Raw genomic sequence first — 24,893 nt, 5'->3', positions numbered from 1 at the left:
GCAATCCCCGGACCTTTATTTTTCGCCGCCCCCGGTGGGAGCAGCAGAGACCTGACATTGGCGATGCCCCGGGCCGGCTCGGGCGTCCGGCCCCGGCGAGGCACCGGTGGCAAGCTTACCGATCGGCACTTCCTGCCGCGATGGGGAGCCCTATCCACACCGGCGGTTCAGCGTTGCCGACGCACCAACTCTACCGCGATAGACCAACAACTGGATAAACTGGTTTTCCGCACCGGTCCCGCTCGCGCGCGGCGTGCGCCTTAGTCCAGCACCAAGCCTTTGCCGAGGCCGCGGCTAAGCCGCACGGGGCGGATTTCGCCGAATCCGCGGACGTTTTCGGGAGGCTGCGGCTCCAGCACGAACCGTTCGTCGTGTTCCAGTGCCGAGGCGGTCATCGAGTCCACCAGCACCGTGCCGGGATCCGCAAGGGTGGTGAGGCGGGCGGCGAGGTTCACGGTGGGACCGTAGATGTCGCCGAGCCGGGACAGGATCCTTCCCCACACCATGGCCACCCGCGCTTCGGGAAGGATCTCGTCCTCCGTGAAGGCCTGGGCAAGAGCCAGGGAGATCTCGGCACCGGCGGCCGGGGTTTCGGCGATGTAGAGGACTTCGTCGCCCACGGTCTTCACCAGGCGGCCGCCGCCCACGGAGATGATCTCGGCACACTTGTTTTCGAAGCGCTGGACCAGCCGGGCCAGAGTTTTTTCATTCATGCGGCGGGACAGGCTGGTGTACGAAACAAGGTCCGCGAAGCCTACGGCTCGCGCCAGCGGCAGCGGGGCGTCGTCCTCGTCGCCTTCCCGGCCCTCTTCGCTCGCCTGCAGGCCCGCTTCCGCCCGGACAGCGAGCCGCTGGACGCCTGCGTTAAGCTGGCGCCGCCAGGAGTAGACCAGCATTTCTTCCAGGGCGTCCACCAGCGCCGGCAGCTCGTTGACCAGGCGTTTGCGGGCGACGGCGTCCGTAACGCCCTGCTCGTGGACCATGTCCTCCACCAGGGCTTCGATCTGCCAGACCACCATCCGGTCCGTCATCTGCCCAATGGAGCGGGTGACGGAGATGGCGGCCTCCTCGGTCAGCTTCCCCGAGCGGACCAGGTCCACCACGGTGGAAAGCGCGGCCTGGTCGCGCTCAGTGAACGCCACGTCCTCGTCGCCGAAGTTGGGGAAACCGAGGGCACGCCACAGTTTGCGCGCGGACAGCAGGGACAGCCCGGCGCCGGCGGCGACTTCACGGCGCCGGAGCTTGCGTTCGCCGCCCAGCAGCCGGGCCTCCAAAGCCTTCATGGCGAGCCGTTCGGCAGACATCGCGCCTGTGGCCGGGTGGGAATCCATCGCGGGCGGGGGTGTGATGGAGTCCACGCGCTCCTGCTGGTCCTCATCGTTCATCCCGTCCACCTTCTCTCAATTCCCATGGCAAAGCTCCGGCAGGATCGTCCATTGCTCCGCCGGCCTGGCCGTCACGTTCGTCGGGCAATTCCTCGATGGCATCCAGGATGAAGTCCCGGAACCTGGCAACCTCCGGCACGTCCTGGAATGTCACCACGCCTTGGTACCCGGTTTCCAAGGATATATTCCCGGAGCGCAACAGGCGCTGAAGTACGGATTCGTGGACAGTCAGATTGCGCACCGAGGCCAGGTTCACCTGCTGGTCACGCCGCCGCAGGAGACCGGACCGGGCAACGAGCCGCCGGCTGGTGAGCGTGTACCTGGTGCCCTGCCACCGCAGCAGCCGGGGCAGGCAATATCCCAGCCAGACCCCGGCCACCGCCAAGGCGAACCCTGCCACCAGCCACGGCGTCCACCGGGGAGTCAGCGCGGGGATGAGCCTGGCCGCTTCCCCGCGGGTGGCCCAGGCGGAAGCGAACGCGGCAAGCGCCGGTGAGAGTATGAAGGCCGCAGCTGCCCCGGCCAGCTTCCTCGGCTGCGGGCGGGTGGTGACGATCACCTGCTCGCCCGGAACGAGGTCTTTACGCATAACCGCCCTGGCCGGATGCGTCCGGGGAATTCCACGGACGCAAGTGCACAACATCCCCGGCCGTTACCACGTGCTCCTTGGACTCGCGGTCCACCACCAGCAGCGATCCGTACTCGTCGAGGCGGGACGCGTGGCCGATGATTTCGTGGTCGCCCGGCAGCTGCGCCCGTACCTGTTTGCCCAGGGTGGTCATGACGCCTTCCACGCGCTTGTGCAGCGACGGTCCGCCGGCCAGGCCTGCCGCCGGGTCGCCGTCGGCGTTGCAAAAGCCGCGGTAGAGCACGGCGAAGTGCAAAAGGTAGCTCTTCAGCAGCTCCGTCCGGTCCGCTGAGCGCGGTGATTCCAGCACCACTGACGTGGCGGTGGGAACCGGGAGTTCGGCCGCCTGGAGGGTGACGTTCAGGCCGGTTCCCAGGATGACCGGGGGCACGGAGCCGTCCACCATGGGACCCATCTGGGCCAGGATTCCCGCGATCTTCTTGCCGCGCACCAGGACGTCGTTGGGCCATTTCAACTCGGCGGGCAGGCCGGCCGTTTCCAGGAGGGTTTCCCGCAGCGCCAGGGCGCCGATGAGGGACAGCCAGGAATAGCTCTGGGTGGGAAGCGGCCTTCCTTCGGCGTTGGCCGGCCGTAGGACAACGGAAACGGAAACTGAGCTCAGGGGCGGCGCTTCCCAGCGCCTGTCCAGGCGCCCGCGGGCTGCCGTCTGGTACTCCGCGGTCAGCACTGACATGTCCGGCCAGGCCGAAGGTTCCACGGTGACGGAGCGGAGGAGGTCGGCGTTGGTGGACCCGGTGGAGTTAACAACCTCAAGCCGCGGGATGCCGGCCGCGGACAGAAAGTGCTGGTCCGCGAGGGCCCTCCGGTCCAGTGGCGTGCCGGGGGCATGTGCGTCATCCATAGCTAAACTCTACCGACACCGCTTAGTCCTGGCAGCCCGGCGTGCCGGCCCGCAGGAACCCGGAAGGATCACGGCGGAGGCTAAAGGAAAATGTCCGGCACCAGCTGGTCTTCGGGAGCGCCAAGGCTGTACGGGCGGAAGTCGGTGACCCCCGCGGCCGCGAGCACCTCTTCATCCGTGTAGAAATTGCCGCTTGGCCGGCCGCCGGCCGTGAGGTTGCAGCCCGTAAGCACGGCGTGGGCCGCATCCGCCATGATTTCCGCGCCACGGGCGGCCTGGACGATCTTTTCCCCGTGCGGCATGTTCCTGATGGCCGCAGTGTCTATAAGGGTGCGCGGCCACAGCGAATTCACCCGGATGCCGTCCGCCTTCAGCTCCTCGGCAAGGCCGAGGGTTGTGAGGCTCATCCCGTACTTTGCCATGGTGTAGGCCAGGTGCTTCCCGGCCCACCGGGGATCGAGGTTCAGCGGCGGCGAGAGCGTAAGGATGTGGCCCTGGTCCGAGGCCCGGAGCGCCGGGAGCGCCAGCTTGGACATCAGGAACGTCCCGCGGACGTTGATGTCCTGCATGAGGTCGTACTTTTTCATGTCCACGTCATCGGTCCGGGAAAGGTCGATGGCGGAAGCGTTGTTGATGACGGCGTCAATGCCCCCGAACCGTTCCATTGCCGCCGCCACGGCCGCGGCCACGTCGTCGTCCCTCCGGACATCACCCACCAGCGGGAGCGCCTGTCCGCCCGCCTCCACCAGTTCCTGGGCAGCCGTATGGACAGTCCCGGACAGTTTCGGGTGCGGCTCCCCGGTCTTGGCCATCAGCACGATATTGGCGCCGTCCTGCGCCGCGCGCAGGGCGATTGCCAGGCCGATCCCCCTGCTCCCGCCGGAGATGAGGATGGTCCTTCCCTGGAGTGAACCGGCAGCCTGGTAGGGTCCGCCGAGGGCATGCGAAGCGTCGTTGCTCGAAGTCATGGCACCACTGTAACCCAACTAAGTTACCGGCAAGTAACATGGCGCTGCTGCTGACGACGGCGCAGAAAATTGTAGGTTCCCTACAGCCGCAGCCGCCGGAAGCGTCACTAGACTTGCCAGCAGGGTTCGCCTTTTGTGTGGAAGCTACTTAACTGCAGCGCCACAGCCCGCCAGCATTCACAGCACCACAGAATCAATCTGCTACAGAGCCGGAGATACTTGATGAGCCACGATCTGACAACGACAGCGGGAAAGATCGCCGATTTCCGCGACCGCCAGGCGCGTGCCGAACAGCCCTCCGGCCCTGAGGCAATCGAGAAACAGCATGCCCGCGGCAAGAACACCGCCCGGGAGCGCATCGCCCTCCTCCTCGACGAGGACTCCTTCGTCGAATTCGACGCCCTGGCCGTCCACCGCTCCACCGCGTTCGGCATGGAGAAGAAGAAGCCGCTCGGCGATGGACTGGTTTCCGGATACGGCACCGTGGACGGTCGCCTGGTGGCCGTGTACAGCCAGGACTTCTCGGTCTACGGCGGGTCCCTGAGCCAGGTCAACGGCGAAAAGATCGTCAAGGTGCAGGAGTTTGCGCTGCGCAACGGCTGCCCCGTTGTGGGCATCCTGGACGGCGGCGGAGCACGAATCCAGGAGGGCGTTGCCTCGCTGGCCATGTTCGCGGACATCTTCCGCAACAACGTCCACGCGTCCGGCGTGGTCCCCCAAATTTCGCTCATCATGGGCCCGTCGGCAGGCGGCGCCGCCTACTCCCCTGCCCTCACCGACTACGTGGTGATGGTGGACAAGACCTCCCACATGTTCATCACCGGACCGGACGTCATTAAGACCGTCACCGGGGAGGACGTTGACATGGAAACCCTCGGCGGAGCCCGGCAGCACAATGCCACCACAGGAACCTCCACCTACCTTGCCTCGGACGAAGCGGACGCGATCGAGTTCGTCCGCGAACTGCTGGACTTCCTGCCGTCCAACAACCTCTCAGAGGCACCCGTCCTGGAGCACACGCAGGAACTGGAGCTCGACGACGACGACCTCGCCCTGGACGCGCTGGTCCCCGATTCCGCCAACCAGCCCTATGACATGCGTGCCGTGGTTGAGCAGATCGTGGATGACGGCCACTTCCTGGAGATGCAGGCCCTCTACGCGCCGAACGTGATGATCGGGTACGGCCGGGTGGAGGGCCATACGGTGGGCATCGTCGCCAACCAGCCCCTGCAGTTCGCCGGCACCCTGGACATCGCCGCCTCGGAAAAGGCTGCCCGGTTCGTCCGCCACTGCGACGCGTTCAACATCCCCATCATTACCCTGGTGGACGTTCCCGGCTTCCTGCCCGGCAAGGACCAGGAGTTCCAGGGCATCATCCGCCGCGGCGCCAAGCTCCTCTATGCCTACGCGGAGGCGACCGTTCCCAAGCTCACCGTCATCACCCGCAAGGCCTACGGCGGCGCCTACATCGTAATGGGCTCCAAGAAGCTCGGCGCCGACCTCAACCTGGCCTGGCCCACCGCCCAGATCGGCGTAATGGGTGCACAGGGTGCCGTCAACATCCTGTACCGCCGCGATCTTGCGGCCGTTGCGGAGGCGGGCGGCGACGTCGAAGCGCGGCGCGCCGAGGTCATCCGGCAGTACGAGGAAGAGCTCCTCAACCCCTACCAGGCAGCGGAGCTCGGCTACGTTGACGCCGTCATCGCCCCGTCCGAGACCCGGCTGCAGATCATCAAGGGCCTGCGCGCCCTGCGTGACAAGCGCGCCAGCCTCCCCGCCAAGAAGCATGGGAACATCCCGCTGTGAACGCGGAAAAGCCGGCGGCCGAGGCTGGCGAAACCCAGGCACCCGCTGAGCCCCTGCTGTCTGTCGTCAAAGGGCAGCCCACCGCCGAGGAACTGGCGGCGCTGACCGCCGTCGTACTTTCCCTGGGCGGCGCGGAACAGGCTGAGACCGAGAATCCGCCGGTGCGGCACTGGGTCCGCCGCCAGCAGCTGAGGCTGGAGCCCGCCCCCGGCCCCGGAGCATGGAAACGCAGCCGCGGCTGATCCTCCCCGCCGGCTCCCACATTCGGAGGCGCTAGTCTCGGAGTGTGACTACAGACACTTCTCCTGCCGCCCGCCCGCACACCCGGATTGACGCCGTCGCAGATGACTACACCGAGACGCTCATAAGGCTCAATCCATCCTTCGCCACCACCCTTGGCCTTGCCGGACACGAAACCGAATACCAGGACTTCTCCCCGGCAGGCATCGCCGAATTCGCGGAGGCTGCCCGGAAGGCCCTGGTCGACCTCGAAGGCCTCGAGCCGGAGGACGACGTTGACGCGGTCACCCTGGACGCCATGCGGGAGCGGCTGGGGCTGCAGCTGCTGATCCACGCCTCGGGATGGGATTACGCCGACCTGAACAACATTGCCTCCCCTGCCCAGGACATCCGGGCGATCTTCGACCTCATGCCCACGGAGACGGAGCAGGACTGGCGGCACATTGCCGGCCGCGCGTCCAACGTCCCCGGCGCAATTGCCGGGTACACCGAATCCCTGCGGCAGGCGAAGGACGCCGGCCGGGTGGCCGCCGCGCGCCAGGTGAAGGTCGTCATTGAGCAGGTGACGAAGTACGCCGCGGAGGATGGCTTCTTCGCGAAGCTGGCGGCCGGGGCGGCCACTGCCGCCGGGCCGCTGCCCGCAGCCATCCGGGAAGAGCTCGACGCCGGTGCGGCCGCCGCCCGGGCAGCCTACGCCGGGCTGGCGGACTTCCTCCGCGCAGAGCTGCTGCCGGCAGCACCCGAAAAGGATGCCGTGGGCCGGGCGCGTTACGCCCTCGCCTCCCGGTCCTTCCTCGGTGCCACCGTGGACCTCGAAGAGACCTACGCATGGGGCGTGGAGGAGCTGGACCGGCTCATCGCCCAGCAGGAACAGGTGGCCCACACCATCAAGGACGGCGCCACCATCGCCGAGGCCAAGGAGATCCTGAACAACGATCCCGCCCGCCAGCTGAAGGGAAAGGACGCGCTGCAGCAGTGGATGCAGGAACTCTCCGACAAAGCCGTGGCCGGGCTCGCCGGCGTCCACTTCGACATCCCCGACGTCATGAAGAAGCTGGAATGCCTCATCGCCCCCACCGACGAGGGCGGCATCTACTACACCGGCCCGTCCGATGACTTCAGCCGCCCGGGCCGCATGTGGTGGTCCGTCCCCGCCGGTGAGGACACGTTCACCACCTGGGCCGAGACCACCACGGTCTACCACGAGGGCGTCCCGGGCCACCACCTCCAGGTGGCCACCGCCACCTACCGCCGCGAGCTGCTGAACAAGTGGCGGCGCAATGTCTGCTGGACCTCGGGCCACGGCGAAGGCTGGGCCCTGTATGCCGAGAAGCTGATGCAGGAACTCGGATACTTGAGCGATCCCGGCGACCACATGGGCATGCTGGACATGCAGCGGATGCGGGCCGCCCGCGTGGTGTTCGACATCGGCGTCCACCTTGAGCTGGAGATGCCGGAACGCTGGGGCTCCGGCACCTGGACCCCGGACAAGGGATATGAATTCCTGAAGGCGAACCTGCCCATCAGCGAAGGCCAGCTGAATTTCGAGTTCACCCGCTACCTGGGCTGGCCCGGCCAGGCGCCCTCCTACAAAGTTGGCCAGCGCCTGTGGGAGCAGATCCGCGCCGAACTCGAAGCCCGGCCCGGGTTCGACCTCAAAGAGTTCCACACAAGGGCTTTGAACATCGGCTCCGTAGGACTGGACACCCTGAGGCGTGCGCTGCTTTCCTAGCTCTGGCTCCGCAGTCGCCCCGGCCCGCCGAGGGTGCCTTCCTCTGCTTGCTGCTCCTTCGTCGCTTTGACGCAAGCTGCCGGAAGGCACCCACGTCGGGCCTTTTACTGTATCGCGCGAGATGTTAACCACACCCGGGGCGGGAATAAGTAACATGGCCGCTGTGCAACCTTGATTTCTCGGGGAATATCGGCTCCGGCAGAATCTTGGGCCGCGTAATATTTCTCAATGTTCGTTCGCCGTGGTATTCGCGCTGGCTTTAGCGTGTTCGGGTGAGCACTCAGACAAGCACCCCCTCCCCCGCCGGGAAGACCGGCTTCCAGCTGCCCAAGTGGGCCGGCTCGTTCGGCGTCCAGATCATCGCCGCCCTCATCGTGGGGCTGGGCCTCGGCCTGCTGGCCAAGTACACCGGCAGCACCAAGGCAGCCCCGAACGGCCTCGGCGCCACGCTGCAGACCATCGGCTCCAGCTATGTGTCACTGCTGCAGACCGCAGTCGTACCCCTGATCTTCACCGCGGTGGTCAGCTCCATTTCCAACCTTCGCCAGGTGTCCAATGCCGCGAAGCTGGCCTGGAACACCCTGTTGTGGTTCGCCATTACGTCGCTGATCGCCGTACTGATCGGCATCGGGCTGGGTGTCCTCCTGCAGCCCGGCGCCAACACCGGCATCACCCAGGAAGCCAAGTACTCCGGCAAGTCCGGTGACTGGTGGGCCTTCCTGGTTGGCCTGTTCCCCAAGAACTTCCTGGGACTGGGCGCCAGCTCCACCGTTGCCGAGTCCGGCGCCGTCACCACCTCGGTCAGCTTCAACGTGCTCCAGATCCTGGTGATTGCCATCGCCGTCGGTGTTGCGGCGCTGAAGGTGGGGAAGGCTGCCGAACCGTTCCTGGCCCTGAACGCCTCCGCATTGGCCGTCATCCAAAAGGTGCTCTGGTGGATCATCCGCATCGCACCCCTGGGCACCGTGGGCCTGATCGGCAACGCGGTGGCTGTCTACGGTTGGGACACCATCGGGTCCCTCGGCAAGTTCACCTTCGCCATCTACGTGGGCCTTGCCCTGGTGCTCTTCGCGGTCTACCCCATCCTGGTCCGCACCCACGGCCTCTCCGTCAAGCAGTACTTCTCGGGCGTGTGGCCTGCCGTCCAGCTGGCCTTCGTCTCCCGCTCCTCCGTGGGAACCCTGCCCCTGACCCAGCGCGTCACCGAACGAAGCCTGGGCGTTCCCCGCGCTTACGCCTCCTTCGCCGTTCCGCTGGGCGCCACCACCAAGATGGACGGCTGCGCCGCCATCTACCCCGCCATCTCCGCAATTTTCGTGGCCCAGTTCTTCGGCATCCAGCTGGACTTCAGCCAGTACCTGCTGATCGCCCTGGTATCCGTCCTCGGTTCTGCTGCCACCGCGGGAACCACCGGCGCCGTGGTGATGCTCACGCTGACGTTGTCAACGCTGGGGCTGCCGCTGGCCGGCGTCGGGCTCCTCCTGGCCATCGATCCCATCCTGGACATGGGCCGCACCGCAGTGAACGTGGCCGGTCAGGCACTCGTCCCCACCATCGTGGCCAAGCGCCAGGGCATCCTCGACGAGCAGCTGTACAACGCTCCCCGCAACGGCACACCCTTCGTGGATGATTCCGTTGCCGGCACTGATACCGATGCCCCGTCCGACGGAACCTCCACGGACACCGCATCGCGTGAACTGGCGGGCGCGAAGGCCTAGGAACCTCTGCTCACCCACTGCAACAAAACAGTAGAAGTTCCCGGGAGACCTTCCCGGGAACTTCTACTGCGTTAGGCGGCTGGCCGAATCGGCGTCATGACCGCGTCAGTGACCGCCGCCGCCGATAATGCCGTTCGCCACCGCCTTGGTCACAGCGTCGGCCTCGGCCTGCGTCAGCTTTCCGTCCGTGACCGCCTGGTCCAACCTCGCCTTGAAGGCCGCAGCCTTCGCAGCCTGCTTCTCCGCGCGGAGCTCCTCCAGTGCAGCAGTGACCTTGGCCTCCTCGATGCCCAACGACTCCGCCAGTGACTTCGCAAGGGCGGCGTCGCGGGCGGCGGGGTCCGGCCTCTCCCCCTCCGCAGGCGGCGTGGGAGGCTTGTTGGCTTCGCGGAAGGCCTGGAGCGCTTCGGCCACCTTGGCTTCGTCGACACCCAGCTTCCCGGCGAGCGCGGATGCCTGGACTGCGCCCCGCTCGCCGCCCCGGCCGTGCTTGCCCATGCCTCCGCCGGGAGCGGTGCCGGTGCTCCCGTCCGGGGACGCACTGGAGCCGGCACCGGGTATGGGAGCGGGTGTAGTGGTGGCTGAGGCGACGCCGGCAACGCCGATACCGGCAGCAAGGGCCAGCGCCGTAGCTGACAGGCCAAGGGTCATTTTCTTTGTGCGTGACATTACGTGTCTCCTGGATCCGCCGCCTGGTGACGGCTGCTGATGATTTGTCCCTTTCGGGACACTTCCAGGATTGGGCAGCAGGTAATGCGGGGCCTGTTCGGAACCTTTCATTCTCCTGTGAAAATAAGTTGCGCAGAGTGCAAAGTTGCACATAGTGTAAACGGGTGACCCTTCCTGCCGCATCTGCCCAACAGGGAACCTCCGTCCCGCCACCGGCCGCACCTTCGCGCCGCGAGCTCAACAAAGCAGCCACCCGCCAGGCCATCACCGACGCCGCGCTGGGCCTCCTGCGAAGCAAGGGCCCTGGAAACTTCACGGTTGAGGACATCGCAGACGCCGCCGGGATTTCACGCCGGACGTTCTTCAACTACTTCGGCAGCACCGACGCCGCACTGGCCTCCATCACCCATGGCTTCCTGGACAACGCGATACAGCAGTTCAAACTCCGGACCGCGGAGGAGCCCATCCTGCAGTCGGCGCAGGAGGCACTGATGGCGCTGGCGGACCCCATGACAGTGGCCCCGCTGGCAGAACTCTTCACCCTGACCCAGCAGAGCACACTTATGTCCCACTCCGAACTGGAAGCCTGGGACCACTGCCGGGAACAGATCACCGCCGTGGCCCGCAGCCGGGCTGCCGCCACGCCGGGCGCCGAAAACGAGCTCTACCTCCGCGCCTTGGCCGGTTCCGTCATCTCGTGCGGCAAGGCGGCAATGGAGGTCTGGTTTGCCCGCCGCGGCGCGGACCTCTCGCCGGCATCCCTGGCCGAGCTGCGGCAACTGCTGATCGACGCCATGGCACTGCTCGGCTCAGGCTTCACCACAGGCCGTGCACCTGCCCCATCCTCTTCCGCCACCCGTTCCTCCTGATCAGATCGGCTTCCTCGCATGGCACTGTTCCTGTACCGCCTGGGCAAATTCTCCTACCGCCGGCGCTGGCTGGTCATCTCGCTCTGGCTTGCCGCCCTGGTGGCCGTGGGCGGTTCAGCCGCAGCCTTCCACGGCACACTGTCCAACAACTTCCAGATTCCGGGCACTGAGACGCAGCGGATCGCGGACAAGCTGAAGGAAGAGCTTCCCTCGGCGTCCGGAGGCACCGCCACCATCGTCTTTGAAGCGCCCGACGGCGGTTTCACCGCCGGGAGCCGCGCGGCCGTCTCGGAGGCCCTGGAGAAGCTCAAGACCGTGCAGGGTGTCCGCGGCACCGTGGACCCCTTTGCCACCCAGGCCCAGGTGGACCGGGCCGGCCAGGCCATCACGGACGGCGAACAGCAGCTTGCCGCAGGCCAGGCGCAGCTGGACGCCTCCCGTGCCCAGCTTGAAGCCGGGCAGGGACAGCTCGCCGCAGCGGAACAGCAGCTGGCCGCCGCGGGCGCCCCGGCTGCCCTGATCGAGGCCCGGCTCGGCCAGCAAAAGGCAGTCCTTGCCGAGGGACAGGCCCGGCTCGAAGCCGGCACCCGGGAACTGGAAGCGGGCAAGGCAAAGCTCAGCCTTGGCAAGCGCCAGGCAGAGGCAGCGTCCGCCATCCGCTTCGTGTCGGAGGACGGCCGCGCCGCAGTGGCGCAGGTGCAGTTCAACACCTCCATCAACGGCCTCAGCCCGGAGGTCCGCCAGCAGGTCCAGGACATCGCCCACGAAACGTCCGCTGCCAGCGTGACCGCCTATGCCAGCAAGGAGATCACCGAGGACATCTCGGAACTCTTCGGCGCCGCCGAGGTCATTGGCATCGCCGTCGCGGCCCTGGTCCTGATCCTCATGCTGGGCACCCTGGTTGCCGCCGGGCTGCCGCTGCTGATGGCCATCGTGGGTGTCGGCATCGGGCTAGGCATCACGTTCGCCCTGTCCGGACTGTTCGACATGAGCTCCATTTCACCCATGCTGGCCCTCATGCTGGGCCTGGCTGTGGGCATCGACTATTCCCTGTTCATCGTGAACCGGCACCGGACCCAGCTGCTCGCCGGCATGGATCCGGAGGAGTCCGTGGCCCGGGCAACCGGCACGTCCGGCAATGCGGTGGTCTTCGCCGGCCTGACCGTGATCATCGCCCTTGCCGCCCTGGTGGTGCCCGGGCTGCCGTTCCTCGCCGTGATGGGCCTGGCTGCGGCCGGCACCGTGGCCGTGGCCGTGCTGGTGGCCATCACCCTTACTCCGGCCATGCTGTCCTTGATCGGACGCCGCATCATCTCCCGGCGGGCCTGGGCCAAAGCCGCTGCCCACAACGCCGAACCCGGCCATGAAGCAGCCGATGAGGCCAAGGACCGGGAACGCAGCACGCACGGCTGGGGCGGCCTGGTCACCCGGCACCCGATCCTGGCGCTCCTGGCGGGGGTGCTCCTCCTTGGCACCCTCGCGCTGCCGGCCACCCAGCTGCAGCTTGCACTGCCCGACGGCGGCTCGGAGCCGGTGGACTCCGAGGCCTACCAGGCCTACGACCTGACCGCGCGGAGCTTCGGAGAAGGCGTCACCGGCCCCATCGTCGCCGTGGGCGAGTTCCCGGCCGGCCTCGATGAAGCCCAGGCACAGACCCTGCAATACGACGTCGCCGACAAGCTCCGTGCCGTGGACAACGTGGTGGCCGCCGTGCCCGTGGCGCTCAGCGAGGACCGACGCACCGCGGTATTCCAGGTCATCCCCGGGGAAGGCCCGGCGAGCGCCAGCACCGTCCGGGTCGTCTCGGAGCTTCGCGGCCTGAATGACGACATCCAGGCCGAGCACGGGGTCGCCATGGGCCTGACCGGCCAGACCGCCGGCAACATCGACGTCTCCACCAAGCTGGGTGACGCCCTGCCGCCCTACCTGGCAATCGTCGTCGGGCTTTCCCTGGTCCTGCTCCTGCTGGTGTTCCGCTCCATCGTTGTGCCGCTGCTGGCAACCGGCGGGTTCCTCCTCTCGCTCGCCGCGGCCTTCGGTGCGGTGGTGGCTGTCTACCAGTGGGGCTGGCTCGGCGGGGTGTTCGACGTCGCCAACCCCGGCGCCGTGCTGAGCTCCCTGCCCATCATCCTGATCGGCGTGCTGTTCGGCCTGGCCATGGACTACCAGGTGTTCATCGCCTCCGGGATGCGCGAGGCCTACATGCACGGTTCCACCGCCAAGGAAGCGGTCCGGGTGGGCTTCCGCCACGCGGCCGCCGTGGTGGCCGCCGCCGCGATCATCATGGTCAGCGTGTTCGCCGGCTTCATCTTCAGCCACCTCACCATGGTCCGGCCGCTGGGCTTCGCGATGGCGTTCGGCGTGCTCCTGGACGCCTTCGTGGTGCGCATGACCATCGTTCCGGCCGTGATGTACCTGCTGGGCGAAAAGTCCTGGTGGCTCCCCCGCTGGCTGGACCGGATCCTGCCGGATGTGGACGTGGAGGGCGCCAAGCTCAGCCGGCCCGAGGCCGCACGGGCGGCCGGAGAACTGGTCCACTAGGCTGGAACTGTGCCCCGCCTGATTCTCGCCTCCCAGTCCCCCGCCCGCACCAAGCTCCTGGCCGAGGCCGGCATCCGCCACACCGTCCTGGTCTCAGACGTGGACGAGGACGCCGTCCAGGCCCGGTACGGCGTTACCGACCCCCATGACACCGCACTGCTCCTTGCCCGGGCGAAGGCCGAAGCCGTGGCGGCCCTCCCGGAAGCAGAAGGGGCCCTGGTCCTGGGCTGCGATTCCGTCTTCGAGTTTGACGGCGAGGCGCACGGCAAGCCGTATACCGCAGCCGTGGCCCGTGAGCGCATGCTGCGGATGAGCGGCAATACGGGGGTCCTGCACACGGGCCACTGGCTGGTGGACTGCCGGGACACCGAGCCGGACGACGACGGCGGGGAACAGGGTTCGGGCGCCACTTTGGGGACGGTTGCCTCCGCCGCGGTCTCCTTCCTGGAGATGGAACCGGCCGAGATCGACGCCTACATCGCCACCGGCGAGCCGCTGCACTGCGCCGGGTCCTTCACCATCGACGGCCTGGGCGGGGCGTTCATCCGGAAGGTCGACGGCGACCCGCACACCGTCGTCGGGCTTTCCGTCTCCACCCTCCGGGACCTGCTGGCCTCGGCGAACGTGCGCATCACCGACCTCTGGCCCGCCTGACCGGAGCCCCGGCCGGGGCGGAAAAAGCGCCGCATTTCGTAGCGTCTTGTAGCTTCCCTACAAAGGCTGGAGCGTTTACACGCGGATTCCGCAAGTAATATCGGCGGAACCCTCAAAACCGCGCTAGGCTCCCTGAAGGAAAGAAGGAGACGCCTTGTCAGCAAATTTGGAGCAATCCGCAGGAACCACGCAGTCGACCCTCACGAAGGTGCTGATCGCCAACCGCGGTGAAATTGCCGTCCGCATCATTCGCGCCGCACGTGACGAGGGCATCGCGTCCGTGGCCGTCTACGCGGACCCGGACCGTGACGCCCTGCACGTCCGCCTCGCTGACGAGGCCTATGCCTTAGGCGGGAACACCGCTGCCGAGTCCTACCTGGTGATGGACAAAATCATCGACGCCGCCCTCCAGTCCGGTGCCGACGCCATCCACCCGGGCTACGGCTTCCTTGCCGAAAACGCCCAGTTCGCTGCGCGAGTGATCGACGCCGGCATTACGTGGATCGGCCCTTCCCCGGAAGCCATCTCTGCCCTCGGCGACAAGGTCCAGGCCCGGCACATCGCAGAAAAAGTGGGCGCCCCCCAGGTTCCCGGCACCGCAGACCCCGTTCAGTCGGCCGAGGAGATCCTCGACTTCGTGGACCAGTACGGCCTGCCGGTGGCCATCAAGGCCGCCTTCGGCGGCGGCGGCCGCGGCATTAAGGTGGCCCGGACCAGGGAAGAGATCCCCGAACTGTACGAATCGGCCGTCCGCGAAGCCACCGCCGCCTTCGGCCGCGGGGAATGCTTCATCGAGCGCTTCCTGGACGCCCCCCGGCACGTGGAAACCCAGTGCCTGGCGGACGCCCACGGCAACGTTGTGGTGGTCTCCACCCGCGACTGCTCACTGCAGCGCCGCAACCAGAAACTGGTGGAGGAAGCCCCCGCCCCGTTCCTGACCGAGGACCAGAACCGGCGCCTCTACGAATCTTCCAAGGCCATCCTCAAGGAGGCAGGCTACCTGGGCGCCGGCACCTGTGAATTCCTCGTGGGGCAGGACGGCACCATCTCCTTCCTGGAAGTCAACACCCGCCTGCAGGTGGAGCACTGCGTTTCCGAGGAAGTCACCGGCATCGACCTGGTGCGCGAGCAGTTCCGGCTGGCCCGTGGCGAAGAGCTCGGCTACGGCGACCCCGAGGTGCGCGGCCACTCCATCGAGTTCCGCATCACGGGTGAGGACCCGGGCCGGAACTTCATGCCGGCTCCCGGCACCGTGCGCGTGCTGAAGAATCCCACCGGGCCCGGAGTCCGCGTCGACTCGGGCATCGAACAGGGTGACGAGATCAGCGGCAACTTCGACTCCATGCTCTCCAAGCTGATCGTGACGGGAGCCAGCCGGCCCCAGGCCCTGCAGCGGGCCCGCCGCGCCCTGGAGGAAATGGTGGTGGAGGGCATTCCCACCGTCATCCCGTTCGACCTCGCGGTGGTTTCCGATCCCGCATTCGCCCCGGCCGAGGGACCGTTCAAGGTCCACACCCGCTGGATCGAGACAGAGTTCGTCAACAATCTTCCGGCCTGGACGCCCGACGGCGCTGCTGACACCGGCGGCGCCGAAGAGCGCCAGCGCGTGGTGGTGGAAGTGGGCGGCAAGCGGCTCGAGGTGGTCCTGCCCGCCTCCCTCGGTTCCCCGGGAACGGGAGGGGCGGCAACCGCAGCCAAGCCCGCCAAATCGAAGAAGCGTTCACGCTCCGGCGGCCCGGCTGCCGCCACCGGCAACGCCCTCACCTCCCCCATGCAGGGCACCATCGTGAAGGTCGCCGTCGCGAACGGCGACGTTGTGACCGAGGGAGACCTGGTGGTGGTCCTCGAGGCGATGAAGATGGAGCAGCCGCTGACTGCGCACCGTTCCGGAACCATCATCGGGCTCCAAGCCTCATCCGGCGAAACAGTGTCTGCCGGCGCTGTCATTGCCATCATCGAAGACTAAGCGCCGGAGGCACCCATGCTCGCACCCAGCTTCCAGGAAGAAGTGGACCGCTACCACCTTGCCGTCCCCGAAATCACGCAGGGCAACCCCGGCCCCATCAAGGAACTCTATTCGCGGCTCGACGACGTCACCCTGGCCAACCCGTTCGGCGGCATAGCCCGCGGCTGGGCGCAGGTTGAGGCCCGGCTGGACCAGGCTGCCCGGCAGTTCCAGGACGGGCAGATGCTCGGATTCGACACCATCTCCTCCTACACCGCCCGGGACACCGCCTACCTCGTGGAGACCGAACATTTCCGGGCACGCCTGGACGGTGCCGCCACCGCGGAGGAATTCGCACTCCGGGTCACCAGCATCTTCCGGCGCGAGGAAGGCTACTGGAAGCTCGTGCACCGGCACGCGGATCCCGCCGCGCGGCCGCAGTCGCGCCGCTCCCTTACCCAGCCCGCCAGCTGAGGACGCCTTGCTGACAGGCCGGTGTCCCAACCGGCACACTTAGCAGATGTTGCCTTTCCTGCTCCTGGCCTCGCGGGCGGAGGATGCCGCCGCCGAGGACGAGTACGCCGCCTACCTTCGCTACGGCGGACTGGAGCCGCGGGAGCTGCAGAGGGTACGCCTGGAGGCTGCGCCGCTGCCGCGCCTGGACCTTTCCAGCTACTCGGGCGTTATTGTTGGCGGCAGCCCCTTTACCTCGAGCGATCCCCCGGAAATGAAATCATCCGTCCAGCACCGGGTGGAGCGCGAGCTTTCAGGGCTCCTGGACGAGTTGGTGGCACGCGACTTCCCGTTCCTGGGGGCCTGCTACGGAGTGGGCACGCTGGGGCGGCACCAGGGGGCCGTGATCGACAGGACCTACGGCGAGCCGCTGGGCGGGGTGGAGATCGAGCTGACGGAGGCCGGGCTTGAGGACCCGTTGCTGGCGGGGCTCTCCCCGACGTTCACGGCTTTCACCGGCCATAAGGAAGCGTGCACCGCCCTGCCGCCGCATGCCGTCCTGCTGGCCCGCTCCGCGGCCTGCCCGGTGCACATGTTCCGGATCCGGGAAAACCTCTATGCCACACAGTTCCATCCGGAGCTGGATGCCGAAGGCCTGTGCACCCGGATCGACATTTACCGGCACGCGGGATATTTCCCGCCGGAGTCCGCCGAAGAGCTGATGGAGAGCGCCCGGCAGTTCACTGCCACCGAACCCATGAAAATCCTGCGGAACTTCGTGGCCCGCTACGCCCGGTGACCTTACGGACGGACTGACGCGCCGCCGTCGTACCTTCCCCGGGCTGGTACCTTGCCTGGGTTAGCCCATTCCCTGGCACGCGCTCCTCCCCCGGACACGAAAGTGCCCGGCACATTCCCCTGGTGAGGGGAACATGCCGGGCACCGCAGCCCCGGACCGGGCTGGAACGCAGAGGGCGTGCTGCTAGGCCACGTTGTTCTCGTAGTCGGTGTTCTTCGTCTCGCGCGTCATCCACAACGCGATGAAGGTGAGCACCGCCGCGGCCGCCATGTACAGGCCAACCAGCCAGGTGCTTCCCCCGGCCGCCTGCCACAGGGCAATGGCGATGAACGACGCCGGCGCCGCACCAATGACACTGGAAAGGTTGTAGGCGACAGCGGAACCGGTGTACCGGACGTTGGCCGGGAAGAGTTCCGGGAGGATGGCTGCCATGGGACCGAAGGTCAGGCCCATGAGCGTGAAGCCGACGATCAGGCCGACGATCGCGGCCGCCGTACCGGGCCCGAACATGGTGAACCAGAAAATCCCGAACACGAAGATTCCGGCGGTCACGCCGAGCAGGAACTTCCGGCGGCCCCACTTTTCGGCCAGCGGACCCGAGACGAGGGTGAAGATGCCGAAGAACACAACGCCGAGGATCAGCATCCAGAGGAAGTCGCCCCGTGGAATGCCGAGGCCGGGGACGAAGTTGGCCACTTCGGCCGCAGACATCGGCTTGCCGGCCTTCTCCGCGGCCGCCTTGGCAGCCTCAACCGTGGCAGGCTTCGTGCCGTAAGTCAGCGTGAAGGATGTCATGACATAGAACAGCACGTACGTGGCAAACATGATGAAGGTGCCGGCGAGGACCGGACGCCAGTGGCTCTTGAAAGTGGCGAAGAACGGAACCTTGGCCACCTTGTCCTCGTTGAGGACCTTCTGGAACGAAAGGCTTTCAACGAGCTTCAGCCGGACGTAGAGGCCAACGATGACCAGGATCGCACTGAGCAGGAACGGAACCCGCCAGCCCCAGGCGAGGAACGCCTCCGGGGGCAGGGCGAAGTTGAGCCAGATGAAGAGCAGGTTGGCCAGGATGAAGCCGATGGGAGCGCCCAGCTGCGGGAACGTTCCGTACACGGCCCGCTTGCCCTTGGGCGCATTCTCGGTGGCCAGCAGGGCAGCGCCCGACCATTCGCCGCCGAGGGCCAGGCCCTGGGCGAAGCGGAGCACCACCAGCATGAGGGGCGCCAGGATGGCCCAGCCGGGCAGTGACGCGGTGGGAAGCAGGCCGATAAGGAAGGTCGCGATGCCCATGGTGAGCAGGGAAGCCACCAGGGTCCCCTTGCGCCCGAATTTGTCACCGAAGTGGCCAAAAAGCACTGAGCCGACAGGACGTGCGATGAACGCCACCCCGAAGATGGCGAAGGAGCTCAGGAGCGCGTTGATATCCGTGGCGTTCGGGAAGAACAGCTTGGGGAAGACCAGCACGGATGCCGTCGCGTAGATGTAGAAGTCGTAAAACTCAATCGTGGTTCCAATGAGGCTGGCAAAAATCACCTTGCCCTTGGAGTTGACCGGTTTTAGCGAACCGGGCTCCGTTGAGATACCGGTTGATGACATATGGAGACCCTTTCAGGAGAGACCTGCCGGACATGGTCAGCCCGGCAGCCCTCGTGCGTTTAACTAGGGCTCAATATTAGTTCCCGGGTTCCATTTGATGGACGAAACGTCCAACATGCGGACAATCCGGGTTGTCTCACATTTGCCCCTCACGCCTCCTCACGCCCGCCCAAACGTGCCGATAGGCAAATGTCACAGCGCGTTAACAAACATCGTCGGTCCGTGAAACGCGGCTTCTTTACCTTGGAGGAACAACATCCCCCGAAGGAGGTACACCGTGACTGTTGATCGCACCGCTGATGCCGGCACCGGCAATTCCCTTGATCTCGACGTACAAGGTTCCGCAGCCGCCAGCGCACAGCCCGGCACCACCCGCACCACAGACTCCCCCGCCCTTGAATTCCGTCCCGGCCGCTGGATCGCCAACTGGGATGCCGAGAACAAGGAGCAGTGGGAAACCGCCGGCCGCACCATTGCCCGCCGCAACCTCAACTGGTCCATCTTCGCCGAGTTCCTCGGCTTCGTCGTATGGCAGCTCTGGTCCATCGTGGTGGTCCAACTGCCCGCCGTCGGCTTCAACTTCTCCACCTCCGAGATTTTCTGGCTCATCTCCATGCCCAGCCTGGTGGGCGCAACCCTCCGCATCCCCTACACCTTCATGGTTCCCCGCTTCGGCGGCCGCAACTGGACCATCGTGTCCGCCCTGCTGCTCCTGATCCCCGCCATCGGCCTCGGGCTCTGCGTGGCCAACCCGGAAACCCCCTTCGGCGTCATGCTCCTCGTGGCAGCCCTGGCGGGCTTCGGCGGCGGCAACTTTGCCAGCTCCATGGCCAACATCACCTTCTTCTACCCGGCCCGTGAAAAGGGCTGGGCCCTGGGCCTGAACGCTGCGGGCGGCAACATGGGTGCCGCCGTGGCACAGCTCGCCGTCCCCATTGTGATCACAATGCTCGCCGTCGGCAGCGTCAACCTGCCCATGGCCGGGTGGATGTGGGTCCCCTTCATCCTGATCGCCGCGTTCGGCGCCTTCAAATACATGGACAACCTCACCAGCGCCAAGGGTGACGTAGCCGGTTCGATCGCAGCGCTGAAGGAACCGCACCTATGGATCATGGCACTGCTGTACATCGGCACCTTCGGTTCGTTCATCGGATTCGCCGGTGTCTTCCCCAAGCTCATCAAGGACTACTTCCCGGCTTTCTCCTCCATCGGAGTGGGGACCGTGGCACTGTCCCTCGCCTTCCTCGGCCCCCTGGTGGGTTCCCTGGCCCGGCCCTACGGCGGACGGATGGCTGACCGGATGGGCGGCGCCCGCATGACCATCGCGGCATTCGCTTCCATGGCCGTGATCACCCTGACCATGATCTGGACCCTGCCGCTGAAGAGTTTCTGGCTCTTCCTCGCCCTCTTCCTGATGCTCTTCACCGCCAGCGGCTTCGGAAACGGCGCCACCTACCGGATGATCCCGGTCATCTTCGCCACCTCCAGCCGGGCAGCACGGAACGGCGCCAGCTCCGTAGCCACCCAGCGCCTGGCTTCCTCGGCCCTTGGCCTCATCTCAGCCATCGGCGCCTATGGCGGTTTCGTGATCCCCCAGGTGCTCAACGCGTCGAACTCCGCCAGCGGCTCCTACACACCCGCTTTCTACGGCTTCGTCGGAACGTATGTCCTGATGCTGGTTGTCTGCTGGGCCTGCTACATCCGCAACGCCAACCGGAACGCGATGGGACACGTCTAACATGACCACAAGCGCCGACACGCACTGCCCTTACTGCGCCCTGCAGTGCGCAATGACGCTCACGTCTCCAACGGGCCTGGCCCCGGCTTCCCAGCCGGGGCCAGTCCCCGTGTCCGCACCACCCGCAGCGGAACGGCCGGTTATTGAAGCGACGCCCAAGGTGCCCACCCACGTGCCGCTCACAGTCCAGGGCCGGGATTTCCCCACCAACCGCGGTGGCCTCTGCCGCAAGGGCTGGACTTCCCCCAGCCTCCTGAACCACGCCGGGCGGATCACCGAGCCGCTGCTGAAGGGTCCCGACGGCGTCCACCGTCCGATCAGCTGGGAGCACGCCCTGGACGTTGCGGTCGCCGCGGTAAAGGATGCCCGCGCACGCTACGGAGCTGACGCCGTCGGCGTTTTCGGCGGCGGCGGCTTGACCAACGAAAAGGCCTACATGCTCGGCAAGTTCGCCCGGCTTGCCCTGGGCACGTCGAGGATCGATTACAACGGCCGCTTCTGCATGTCCTCCGCCGCGGCCGCCGGGATGCGGGCCTTCGGTGTTGACCGCGGCCTGCCGTTCCCGCTGGAAGCCCTGGACAGTGCCAGCACCATTTTGATGCTGGGCTCGAATGTTGCCGAGACCATGCCTCCCTTTGTGCAGCACCTCAAGGGAACGCGCGACGCCGGCGGGCTGATCGTGGTCGATCCCCGCCGCTCCGCCACGGCTGCCTTCACGGCCGACGGCGGAGGCCTCCACCTGCAGCCCCTGCCGGGCACCGACCTGGCCCTCCTCCTGGGCATCTCCCACGTGGTCATCCACGAGAACCTGGTGGACACTTCCTACGTCGGGGACCGCACCTCCGGCTACAGGGCCGTAGCCCGCAGCGTCAATTCCTTCTGGCCCGAACGCGTCCAGTCCCTCACCGGCGTCCCGGCCGAACTCATTCGGGAAACTGCCCGCCGTCTCGCCGCCGGAGCCCGCCAGGGCGGCAGCTACATCCTCACCGGCCGCGGCGTGGAACAGCACGTGGACGGCACCGATACCGCAACGGCGGCCATCAACCTGAGCCTCCTGCTGGGCCTTCCCGGTTCCGCCCGCAGCGGCTACGGCACCCTCACCGGCCAGGGCAACGGCCAGGGCGGCCGCGAACATGGCCAGAAGGCGGACCAGCTCCCCGGCTACCGCAAGATCACCGACCCAGCCGCCCGCGCCCACGTAGCCGGCGTATGGGGCGTTCCCGAGGAGCTGATTCCCGGCCCCGGCCTGCCCGCCGTCCAGCTGCTTCAGTCACTGGGAAAGCCCGACGGCGTCCGTTGCCTTTTCGTCCATGCCTCCAATATCGCCGTGGCTTCCCCCGACGCGAACGCGGTGATCCAGGGGCTCCGCAGCCTGGACTTCCTGATGGTCTGCGATTTCTTTATGTCCGAGACCGCAGCCGAGGCGGACCTCATCCTCCCGGTGCTCCAGTGGGCGGAAGAGGAAGGCACCCTGACCAACCTCGAAGGGCGGGTGCTGCGCCGCCGCCGCGCCCTTGCTCCCCCGCCTGGTGCCCGCAGCGAACTCTGGATCATGGCGCGGCTGGCCGAGGCGCTGGACGCACCGTCCACCTACAGCGAAGACCCCGAAACCGTCTTCGAGGAACTCCGCCTGGCCTCCGCCGGCGGGCTGGCCGACTACTCGGGCATCGACTACGCCATGCTGGACCGCGGGGAAGCCGCCTACTGGCCCTACCCCGCCGGCAGCACCGGGACGCCGCGCCTGTTCCAGGACGCATTCGCGCACGCTGACGGCAAAGCCGTGATGGTCCCGGTAACGCCGCGCCGCCGTCGTACTCCTGCTGCGCCCCCTGCAGGGGACGCAACCGCCAAGACCATGACCCTGATCACGGGCCGCCTCCTGGAGCACTACCAGTCCGGCACGCAGACCCGGCGGGTGCCGGAGCTGCTGGCAGCGCAGCCGGAGGCAGAGGTGCAGATCCATCCGGCAGCCGCAGCATCCATGGGCATCACCGAGGGCACGCCCGTGTCGGTGGCCAACGAGCGCGGCGAGGTGGTGTGCCGGGCCCGGCTCAGCAACGCCATCCGTCCCGAGACCGTCTTCCTGCCCTTCCACTTCCCCGAACTGGAGAGCGCCAACCGCCTCACCGAGGCGGCCACGGACCCCATCTCCGGGATGCCCGAATTCAAGTTCAACACCGTGTGGGTCCGGCCCGTGGCCGTTCCCCTCTCCACCAACGTGCTTCAAACGACGGAGGCCTCATGAGCGAGCAGATTGTCATTGTGGGATTCGGTCCGGTGGCGGCCCGGCTGGTGGACGAACTCCTGCCCGTGGTCCGCAGCGGCCGGGCGGCCCTGACGGTGGTGGGCGAGGAAGCTGAAGCAGCCTACAACCGCGTGCTCGTCGCCGACCTCGGCGTGGGACGGACCACCGCCGAGGCCCTGGCACTCGCCGACGCCGAGGCCCTGGCCGGCGACGGTGTGGACGTCCGCCTCGGCCTCCGCGTCCGCAGGGTGGACCGGGCCCGGCAACAGGTCATCCTGTCCGACGGCGCGTCAGTCCACTACGACCGCCTGGTCTTTGCCACCGGCTCGCGCCCGGTCATTCCCAACCTCACCGGCATCAACCCGGATCCCACCCACCCGGTCCTTCCGGCAGGCGTCACCGCGCTGCGCGACCTGCGTGATGCCGACGTGCTGCGGCAGGCCGTTGCGGGCGGCAAGCGCGTGGTTGTCCTGGGCGGCGGCGTCCTGGGCCTGGAGACTGCCTTGGCCGCGGCCGAAGAAGGCGCCACCGTCACCGTGGTCCACAACGGGCCGCACCCGCTGGGACGCAACATCGACCGCGGCGGCGGCGCCGTCCTGGCTGCCAGCCTGCGCCGCTGCGGCGTCCGGATGGCCGGCAACGCCCGCTCCACCGGCGTGGAGCACAACGCGCCCGACGGCGGTTTCTCCGCTTTGCTGCTGGATGACGGGTCGGCGATCGACGGCGACCTCCTGGTGCTGTCCTGCGGCGTCCGTCCCCGCACGGAGCTGGCCGAGGGCTGCGGGCTCTCCACGTCCGCAGGAATCCTGGTGGACCACAAGCTCCGCGCCCACCACGAGCCGCACATCTTCGCCATCGGCGACTGCGCAGAGGTGCGCTGCCCGGACCCGGGCTGCGCATCCTGCCGCAACGCCAAAGGACCGTCGGGCCTGGTGGGGCCGGGCTGGCGGCAGGCCGAGTGGCTGGCCGAATACCTGACCCTCCTGGCCGCTGGCACGCCGGAGGAAGCCGAAGTTCTGGCGGAACTGCCTGCGGAGCAGGCGGGCGTCATTGTCCTGAAGGCACGCGGCATGAACATGGCCGTGGCGGGGGACAACTCTGCCGAGCCGTGGGATGAGGAAGCACTGTCCGCCGGCGCGGTGAACGGGCGCCCGCGCCGCCAGGTTGCCCAGTGGGCGGATCCGGAACACGGCCGCTACGTGAAGATGACCACCCGCGGCGGCGTTCTTGAAGGCCTCGTGGCTGTAGGAATGCCACGCACCGCCGCCGAGCTTGTGGGGCTGTTCGAACGAAGCGCCGAATTGCCGGCTGACAGGTCCCTGCTGCTGCGCCTTGACGGCCCGGACCAGCTGCCCGGTACGGGTCCCGCCGATCCGGCCGGCACCGTATGCCGGTGCGCGGGCGTCAGCGGAACGGCCATCCAGGGCGCAGTTGAGGAAGGCTGCTCCACGGTGGCAGAGGTGTCCAAGGCAACCCGTGCCGGCACCGGCTGCGGCGGCTGCCACGAGGACATCAAGGGGCTCATAGAAAAACACTTCCAGGCGGTTCCGGCCGCCTGAACCCGGGCCTGGTGGTTGAGGCTCTCCAGACGCCCCGGGAGGGGTCTGCCGCCCCGGCCACCATCTGTGGTTACGCCGGCTCCTTGGGAATGATGATCCACAGCACGATGTACGCAAGTTCGCCTACCCCGACAAGCCCAAAGATGACGAAGCCCAGCCGGACCAGGAATTTCGGGAGTCCAAAGCGGGCCGCCAGGGCTGCGCAGACGCCGCCAATGATCTTGCCGCGGCGCGGCCTCATTAGTGCTGTTGTCATCGCTTGTACCTAACCTTTCGTACCGTTGATTCATTACTGCCGAATATGGGCGTACGGTCAAGGGCCCCGGAAACCGGCTACCACGGGATACACTCCCCGGAGCCCGGCCCAAGCAGGACACACCGATAAGTCAGTACCAGCCTGGTGTCTTGAAGATAGCAGTTTTACCTCGTAGAACAGCAGGGCTGCGCGGATTCCAGCGCAACCCCGCAGGCGACTTTCTGCCCGTA

General features: G+C 67.0%; 20 protein-coding genes. 13 read left to right on the top strand and 7 right to left on the bottom strand.

What is annotated here, in order from left to right; all coding sequences use genetic code 11:
- Positions 1–260 precede the first annotated feature (260 nt).
- The 4 genes from Q9R30_RS04230 to Q9R30_RS04215 form a co-directional block, all read right to left on the bottom strand.
- On the bottom strand, positions 261–1,385 hold the full coding sequence (locus tag Q9R30_RS04230; protein WP_104997291.1) for an adenylate/guanylate cyclase domain-containing protein: 1,125 nt from the start codon (positions 1,383–1,385) through the stop codon (positions 261–263).
- Positions 1,375–1,974: a PH domain-containing protein gene (locus tag Q9R30_RS04225; protein ID WP_104997290.1), complete on the bottom strand. Its 600-nt coding sequence runs from the start codon at positions 1,972–1,974 to the stop codon at positions 1,375–1,377. The genes Q9R30_RS04230 and Q9R30_RS04225 overlap by 11 nt, the downstream gene beginning before the upstream one ends.
- Positions 1,967–2,875, bottom strand: a complete 909-nt coding sequence (locus Q9R30_RS04220) for a biotin--[acetyl-CoA-carboxylase] ligase (RefSeq protein WP_104997289.1) — start codon at positions 2,873–2,875, stop codon at positions 1,967–1,969. The genes Q9R30_RS04225 and Q9R30_RS04220 overlap by 8 nt, the downstream gene beginning before the upstream one ends.
- Before the next feature lie 80 nt (positions 2,876–2,955).
- On the bottom strand, positions 2,956–3,843 hold the full coding sequence (locus Q9R30_RS04215; protein WP_104997288.1) for an NAD(P)-dependent oxidoreductase: 888 nt from the start codon (positions 3,841–3,843) through the stop codon (positions 2,956–2,958).
- Between the two features lie 222 nt (positions 3,844–4,065).
- Between Q9R30_RS04215 and Q9R30_RS04210 the strand changes: the two genes are divergently transcribed.
- From Q9R30_RS04210 to Q9R30_RS04195, 4 genes are all read left to right on the top strand, one after another.
- Positions 4,066–5,649 carry an acyl-CoA carboxylase subunit beta gene (locus Q9R30_RS04210; RefSeq protein WP_104997287.1) on the top strand — a complete coding sequence of 528 codons (1,584 nt, stop codon included), beginning with the start codon at positions 4,066–4,068 and terminating at the stop codon, positions 5,647–5,649.
- Positions 5,646–5,891 (top strand): acyl-CoA carboxylase subunit epsilon, encoded by a 246-nt coding sequence (locus Q9R30_RS04205; protein WP_311216870.1) that lies wholly within the window; start codon positions 5,646–5,648, stop codon positions 5,889–5,891. The genes Q9R30_RS04210 and Q9R30_RS04205 overlap by 4 nt, the downstream gene beginning before the upstream one ends.
- Before the next feature lie 44 nt (positions 5,892–5,935).
- On the top strand, positions 5,936–7,621 hold the full coding sequence (locus Q9R30_RS04200) for a DUF885 domain-containing protein (protein WP_311216869.1): 1,686 nt from the start codon (positions 5,936–5,938) through the stop codon (positions 7,619–7,621).
- A 272-nt stretch (positions 7,622–7,893) separates the two neighbouring features.
- Positions 7,894–9,339, top strand: a complete 1,446-nt coding sequence (locus Q9R30_RS04195) for a dicarboxylate/amino acid:cation symporter (RefSeq protein ID WP_311216868.1) — start codon at positions 7,894–7,896, stop codon at positions 9,337–9,339.
- Positions 9,340–9,444: 105 nt separating this feature from the next.
- Here Q9R30_RS04195 and Q9R30_RS04190 read toward each other — a convergent pair whose 3' ends face one another.
- Positions 9,445–10,008, bottom strand: a complete 564-nt coding sequence (locus Q9R30_RS04190; RefSeq protein WP_311216867.1) for a hypothetical protein — start codon at positions 10,006–10,008, stop codon at positions 9,445–9,447.
- Between the two features lie 164 nt (positions 10,009–10,172).
- Here Q9R30_RS04190 and Q9R30_RS04185 point away from each other — a divergent pair, with 164 nt between their 5' ends.
- The 6 genes from Q9R30_RS04185 to Q9R30_RS04160 all read left to right on the top strand — a co-directional run bounded on the left by Q9R30_RS04185 (position 10,173) and on the right by Q9R30_RS04160 (position 17,269).
- Complete coding sequence (locus tag Q9R30_RS04185; protein ID WP_311216866.1) at positions 10,173–10,877, top strand: TetR/AcrR family transcriptional regulator; 705 nt, start codon at positions 10,173–10,175, stop codon at positions 10,875–10,877.
- A gap of 18 nt (positions 10,878–10,895) precedes the next feature.
- A complete protein-coding gene (locus tag Q9R30_RS04180) occupies positions 10,896–13,418 on the top strand; it encodes an MMPL family transporter (RefSeq protein WP_311216865.1) in 2,523 nt (840 codons plus the stop codon).
- Between the two features lie 9 nt (positions 13,419–13,427).
- Complete coding sequence (locus Q9R30_RS04175) at positions 13,428–14,072, top strand: nucleoside triphosphate pyrophosphatase (protein WP_104997281.1); 645 nt, start codon at positions 13,428–13,430, stop codon at positions 14,070–14,072.
- A gap of 154 nt (positions 14,073–14,226) precedes the next feature.
- Positions 14,227–16,038, top strand: coding sequence for a biotin carboxylase N-terminal domain-containing protein (locus Q9R30_RS04170; RefSeq protein ID WP_311216864.1), 1,812 nt, complete (start codon positions 14,227–14,229; stop codon positions 16,036–16,038).
- A gap of 15 nt (positions 16,039–16,053) precedes the next feature.
- Complete coding sequence (locus tag Q9R30_RS04165; RefSeq protein WP_311216863.1) at positions 16,054–16,491, top strand: nuclear transport factor 2 family protein; 438 nt, start codon at positions 16,054–16,056, stop codon at positions 16,489–16,491.
- 46 nt (positions 16,492–16,537) lie between these two features.
- Positions 16,538–17,269 (top strand): glutamine amidotransferase, encoded by a 732-nt coding sequence (locus Q9R30_RS04160; RefSeq protein WP_311216862.1) that lies wholly within the window; start codon positions 16,538–16,540, stop codon positions 17,267–17,269.
- Between the two features lie 183 nt (positions 17,270–17,452).
- On the opposite strand, the gene Q9R30_RS04155 is transcribed toward Q9R30_RS04160, so the two are convergent.
- Positions 17,453–18,865: an MFS transporter gene (locus Q9R30_RS04155; protein WP_104997277.1), complete on the bottom strand. Its 1,413-nt coding sequence runs from the start codon at positions 18,863–18,865 to the stop codon at positions 17,453–17,455.
- A gap of 277 nt (positions 18,866–19,142) precedes the next feature.
- Here Q9R30_RS04155 and Q9R30_RS04150 point away from each other — a divergent pair, with 277 nt between their 5' ends.
- The 3 genes from Q9R30_RS04150 to Q9R30_RS04140 are packed head-to-tail and all read left to right on the top strand — an operon-like array spanning position 19,143 to position 24,407.
- Positions 19,143–20,603, top strand: coding sequence for an MFS transporter (locus tag Q9R30_RS04150; RefSeq protein WP_104997276.1), 1,461 nt, complete (start codon positions 19,143–19,145; stop codon positions 20,601–20,603).
- Between the two features lies 1 nt (position 20,604).
- Positions 20,605–22,848, top strand: coding sequence for a molybdopterin oxidoreductase family protein (locus tag Q9R30_RS04145; RefSeq protein WP_311216861.1), 2,244 nt, complete (start codon positions 20,605–20,607; stop codon positions 22,846–22,848).
- The gene (locus Q9R30_RS04140; RefSeq protein WP_311216860.1) at positions 22,845–24,407 is read left to right on the top strand and encodes an FAD-dependent oxidoreductase; all 1,563 of its coding nucleotides are present in this window, start codon (positions 22,845–22,847) and stop codon (positions 24,405–24,407) included. The genes Q9R30_RS04145 and Q9R30_RS04140 overlap by 4 nt, the downstream gene beginning before the upstream one ends.
- Before the next feature lie 70 nt (positions 24,408–24,477).
- Here Q9R30_RS04140 and Q9R30_RS04135 read toward each other — a convergent pair whose 3' ends face one another.
- Entirely contained in the window at positions 24,478–24,663 is a 186-nt protein-coding gene (locus Q9R30_RS04135) for a PspC domain-containing protein (RefSeq protein ID WP_104997273.1), read from the bottom strand.
- Between the last annotated feature and the right edge of the window lie 230 nt (positions 24,664–24,893).

The organism is Arthrobacter sp. AB6, assembly GCF_031844545.1.
GTDB lineage: Bacteria > Actinomycetota > Actinomycetes > Actinomycetales > Micrococcaceae > Arthrobacter.
The sequence above is the reverse complement of the archived record's forward strand: the minus strand, read 5'-3'. Positions and strand labels throughout refer to the sequence as shown.

Excerpts from the sequence above, each read along its gene's own strand:
- Q9R30_RS04230 (WP_104997291.1), bottom strand. The coding sequence starts at position 1,385 with ATGAACGATGAGGACCAGCAGGAGCGCGTGGACTCCATCACACCCCCG.
- Q9R30_RS04225 (WP_104997290.1), bottom strand. The coding sequence starts at position 1,974 with ATGCGTAAAGACCTCGTTCCGGGCGAGCAGGTGATCGTCACCACCCGC.
- Q9R30_RS04220 (WP_104997289.1), bottom strand. The coding sequence starts at position 2,875 with ATGGATGACGCACATGCCCCCGGCACGCCACTGGACCGGAGGGCCCTC.
- Q9R30_RS04215 (WP_104997288.1), bottom strand. The coding sequence starts at position 3,843 with ATGACTTCGAGCAACGACGCTTCGCATGCCCTCGGCGGACCCTACCAG.
- Q9R30_RS04210 (WP_104997287.1), top strand. The coding sequence starts at position 4,066 with ATGAGCCACGATCTGACAACGACAGCGGGAAAGATCGCCGATTTCCGC.
- Q9R30_RS04190 (WP_311216867.1), bottom strand. The coding sequence starts at position 10,008 with ATGTCACGCACAAAGAAAATGACCCTTGGCCTGTCAGCTACGGCGCTG.
- Q9R30_RS04180 (WP_311216865.1), top strand. The coding sequence starts at position 10,896 with ATGGCACTGTTCCTGTACCGCCTGGGCAAATTCTCCTACCGCCGGCGC.
- Q9R30_RS04165 (WP_311216863.1), top strand. The coding sequence starts at position 16,054 with ATGCTCGCACCCAGCTTCCAGGAAGAAGTGGACCGCTACCACCTTGCC.
- Q9R30_RS04160 (WP_311216862.1), top strand. The coding sequence starts at position 16,538 with ATGTTGCCTTTCCTGCTCCTGGCCTCGCGGGCGGAGGATGCCGCCGCC.
- Q9R30_RS04155 (WP_104997277.1), bottom strand. The coding sequence starts at position 18,865 with ATGTCATCAACCGGTATCTCAACGGAGCCCGGTTCGCTAAAACCGGTC.
- Q9R30_RS04145 (WP_311216861.1), top strand. The coding sequence starts at position 20,605 with ATGACCACAAGCGCCGACACGCACTGCCCTTACTGCGCCCTGCAGTGC.
- Q9R30_RS04140 (WP_311216860.1), top strand. The coding sequence starts at position 22,845 with ATGAGCGAGCAGATTGTCATTGTGGGATTCGGTCCGGTGGCGGCCCGG.
- Q9R30_RS04135 (WP_104997273.1), bottom strand. The coding sequence starts at position 24,663 with ATGACAACAGCACTAATGAGGCCGCGCCGCGGCAAGATCATTGGCGGC.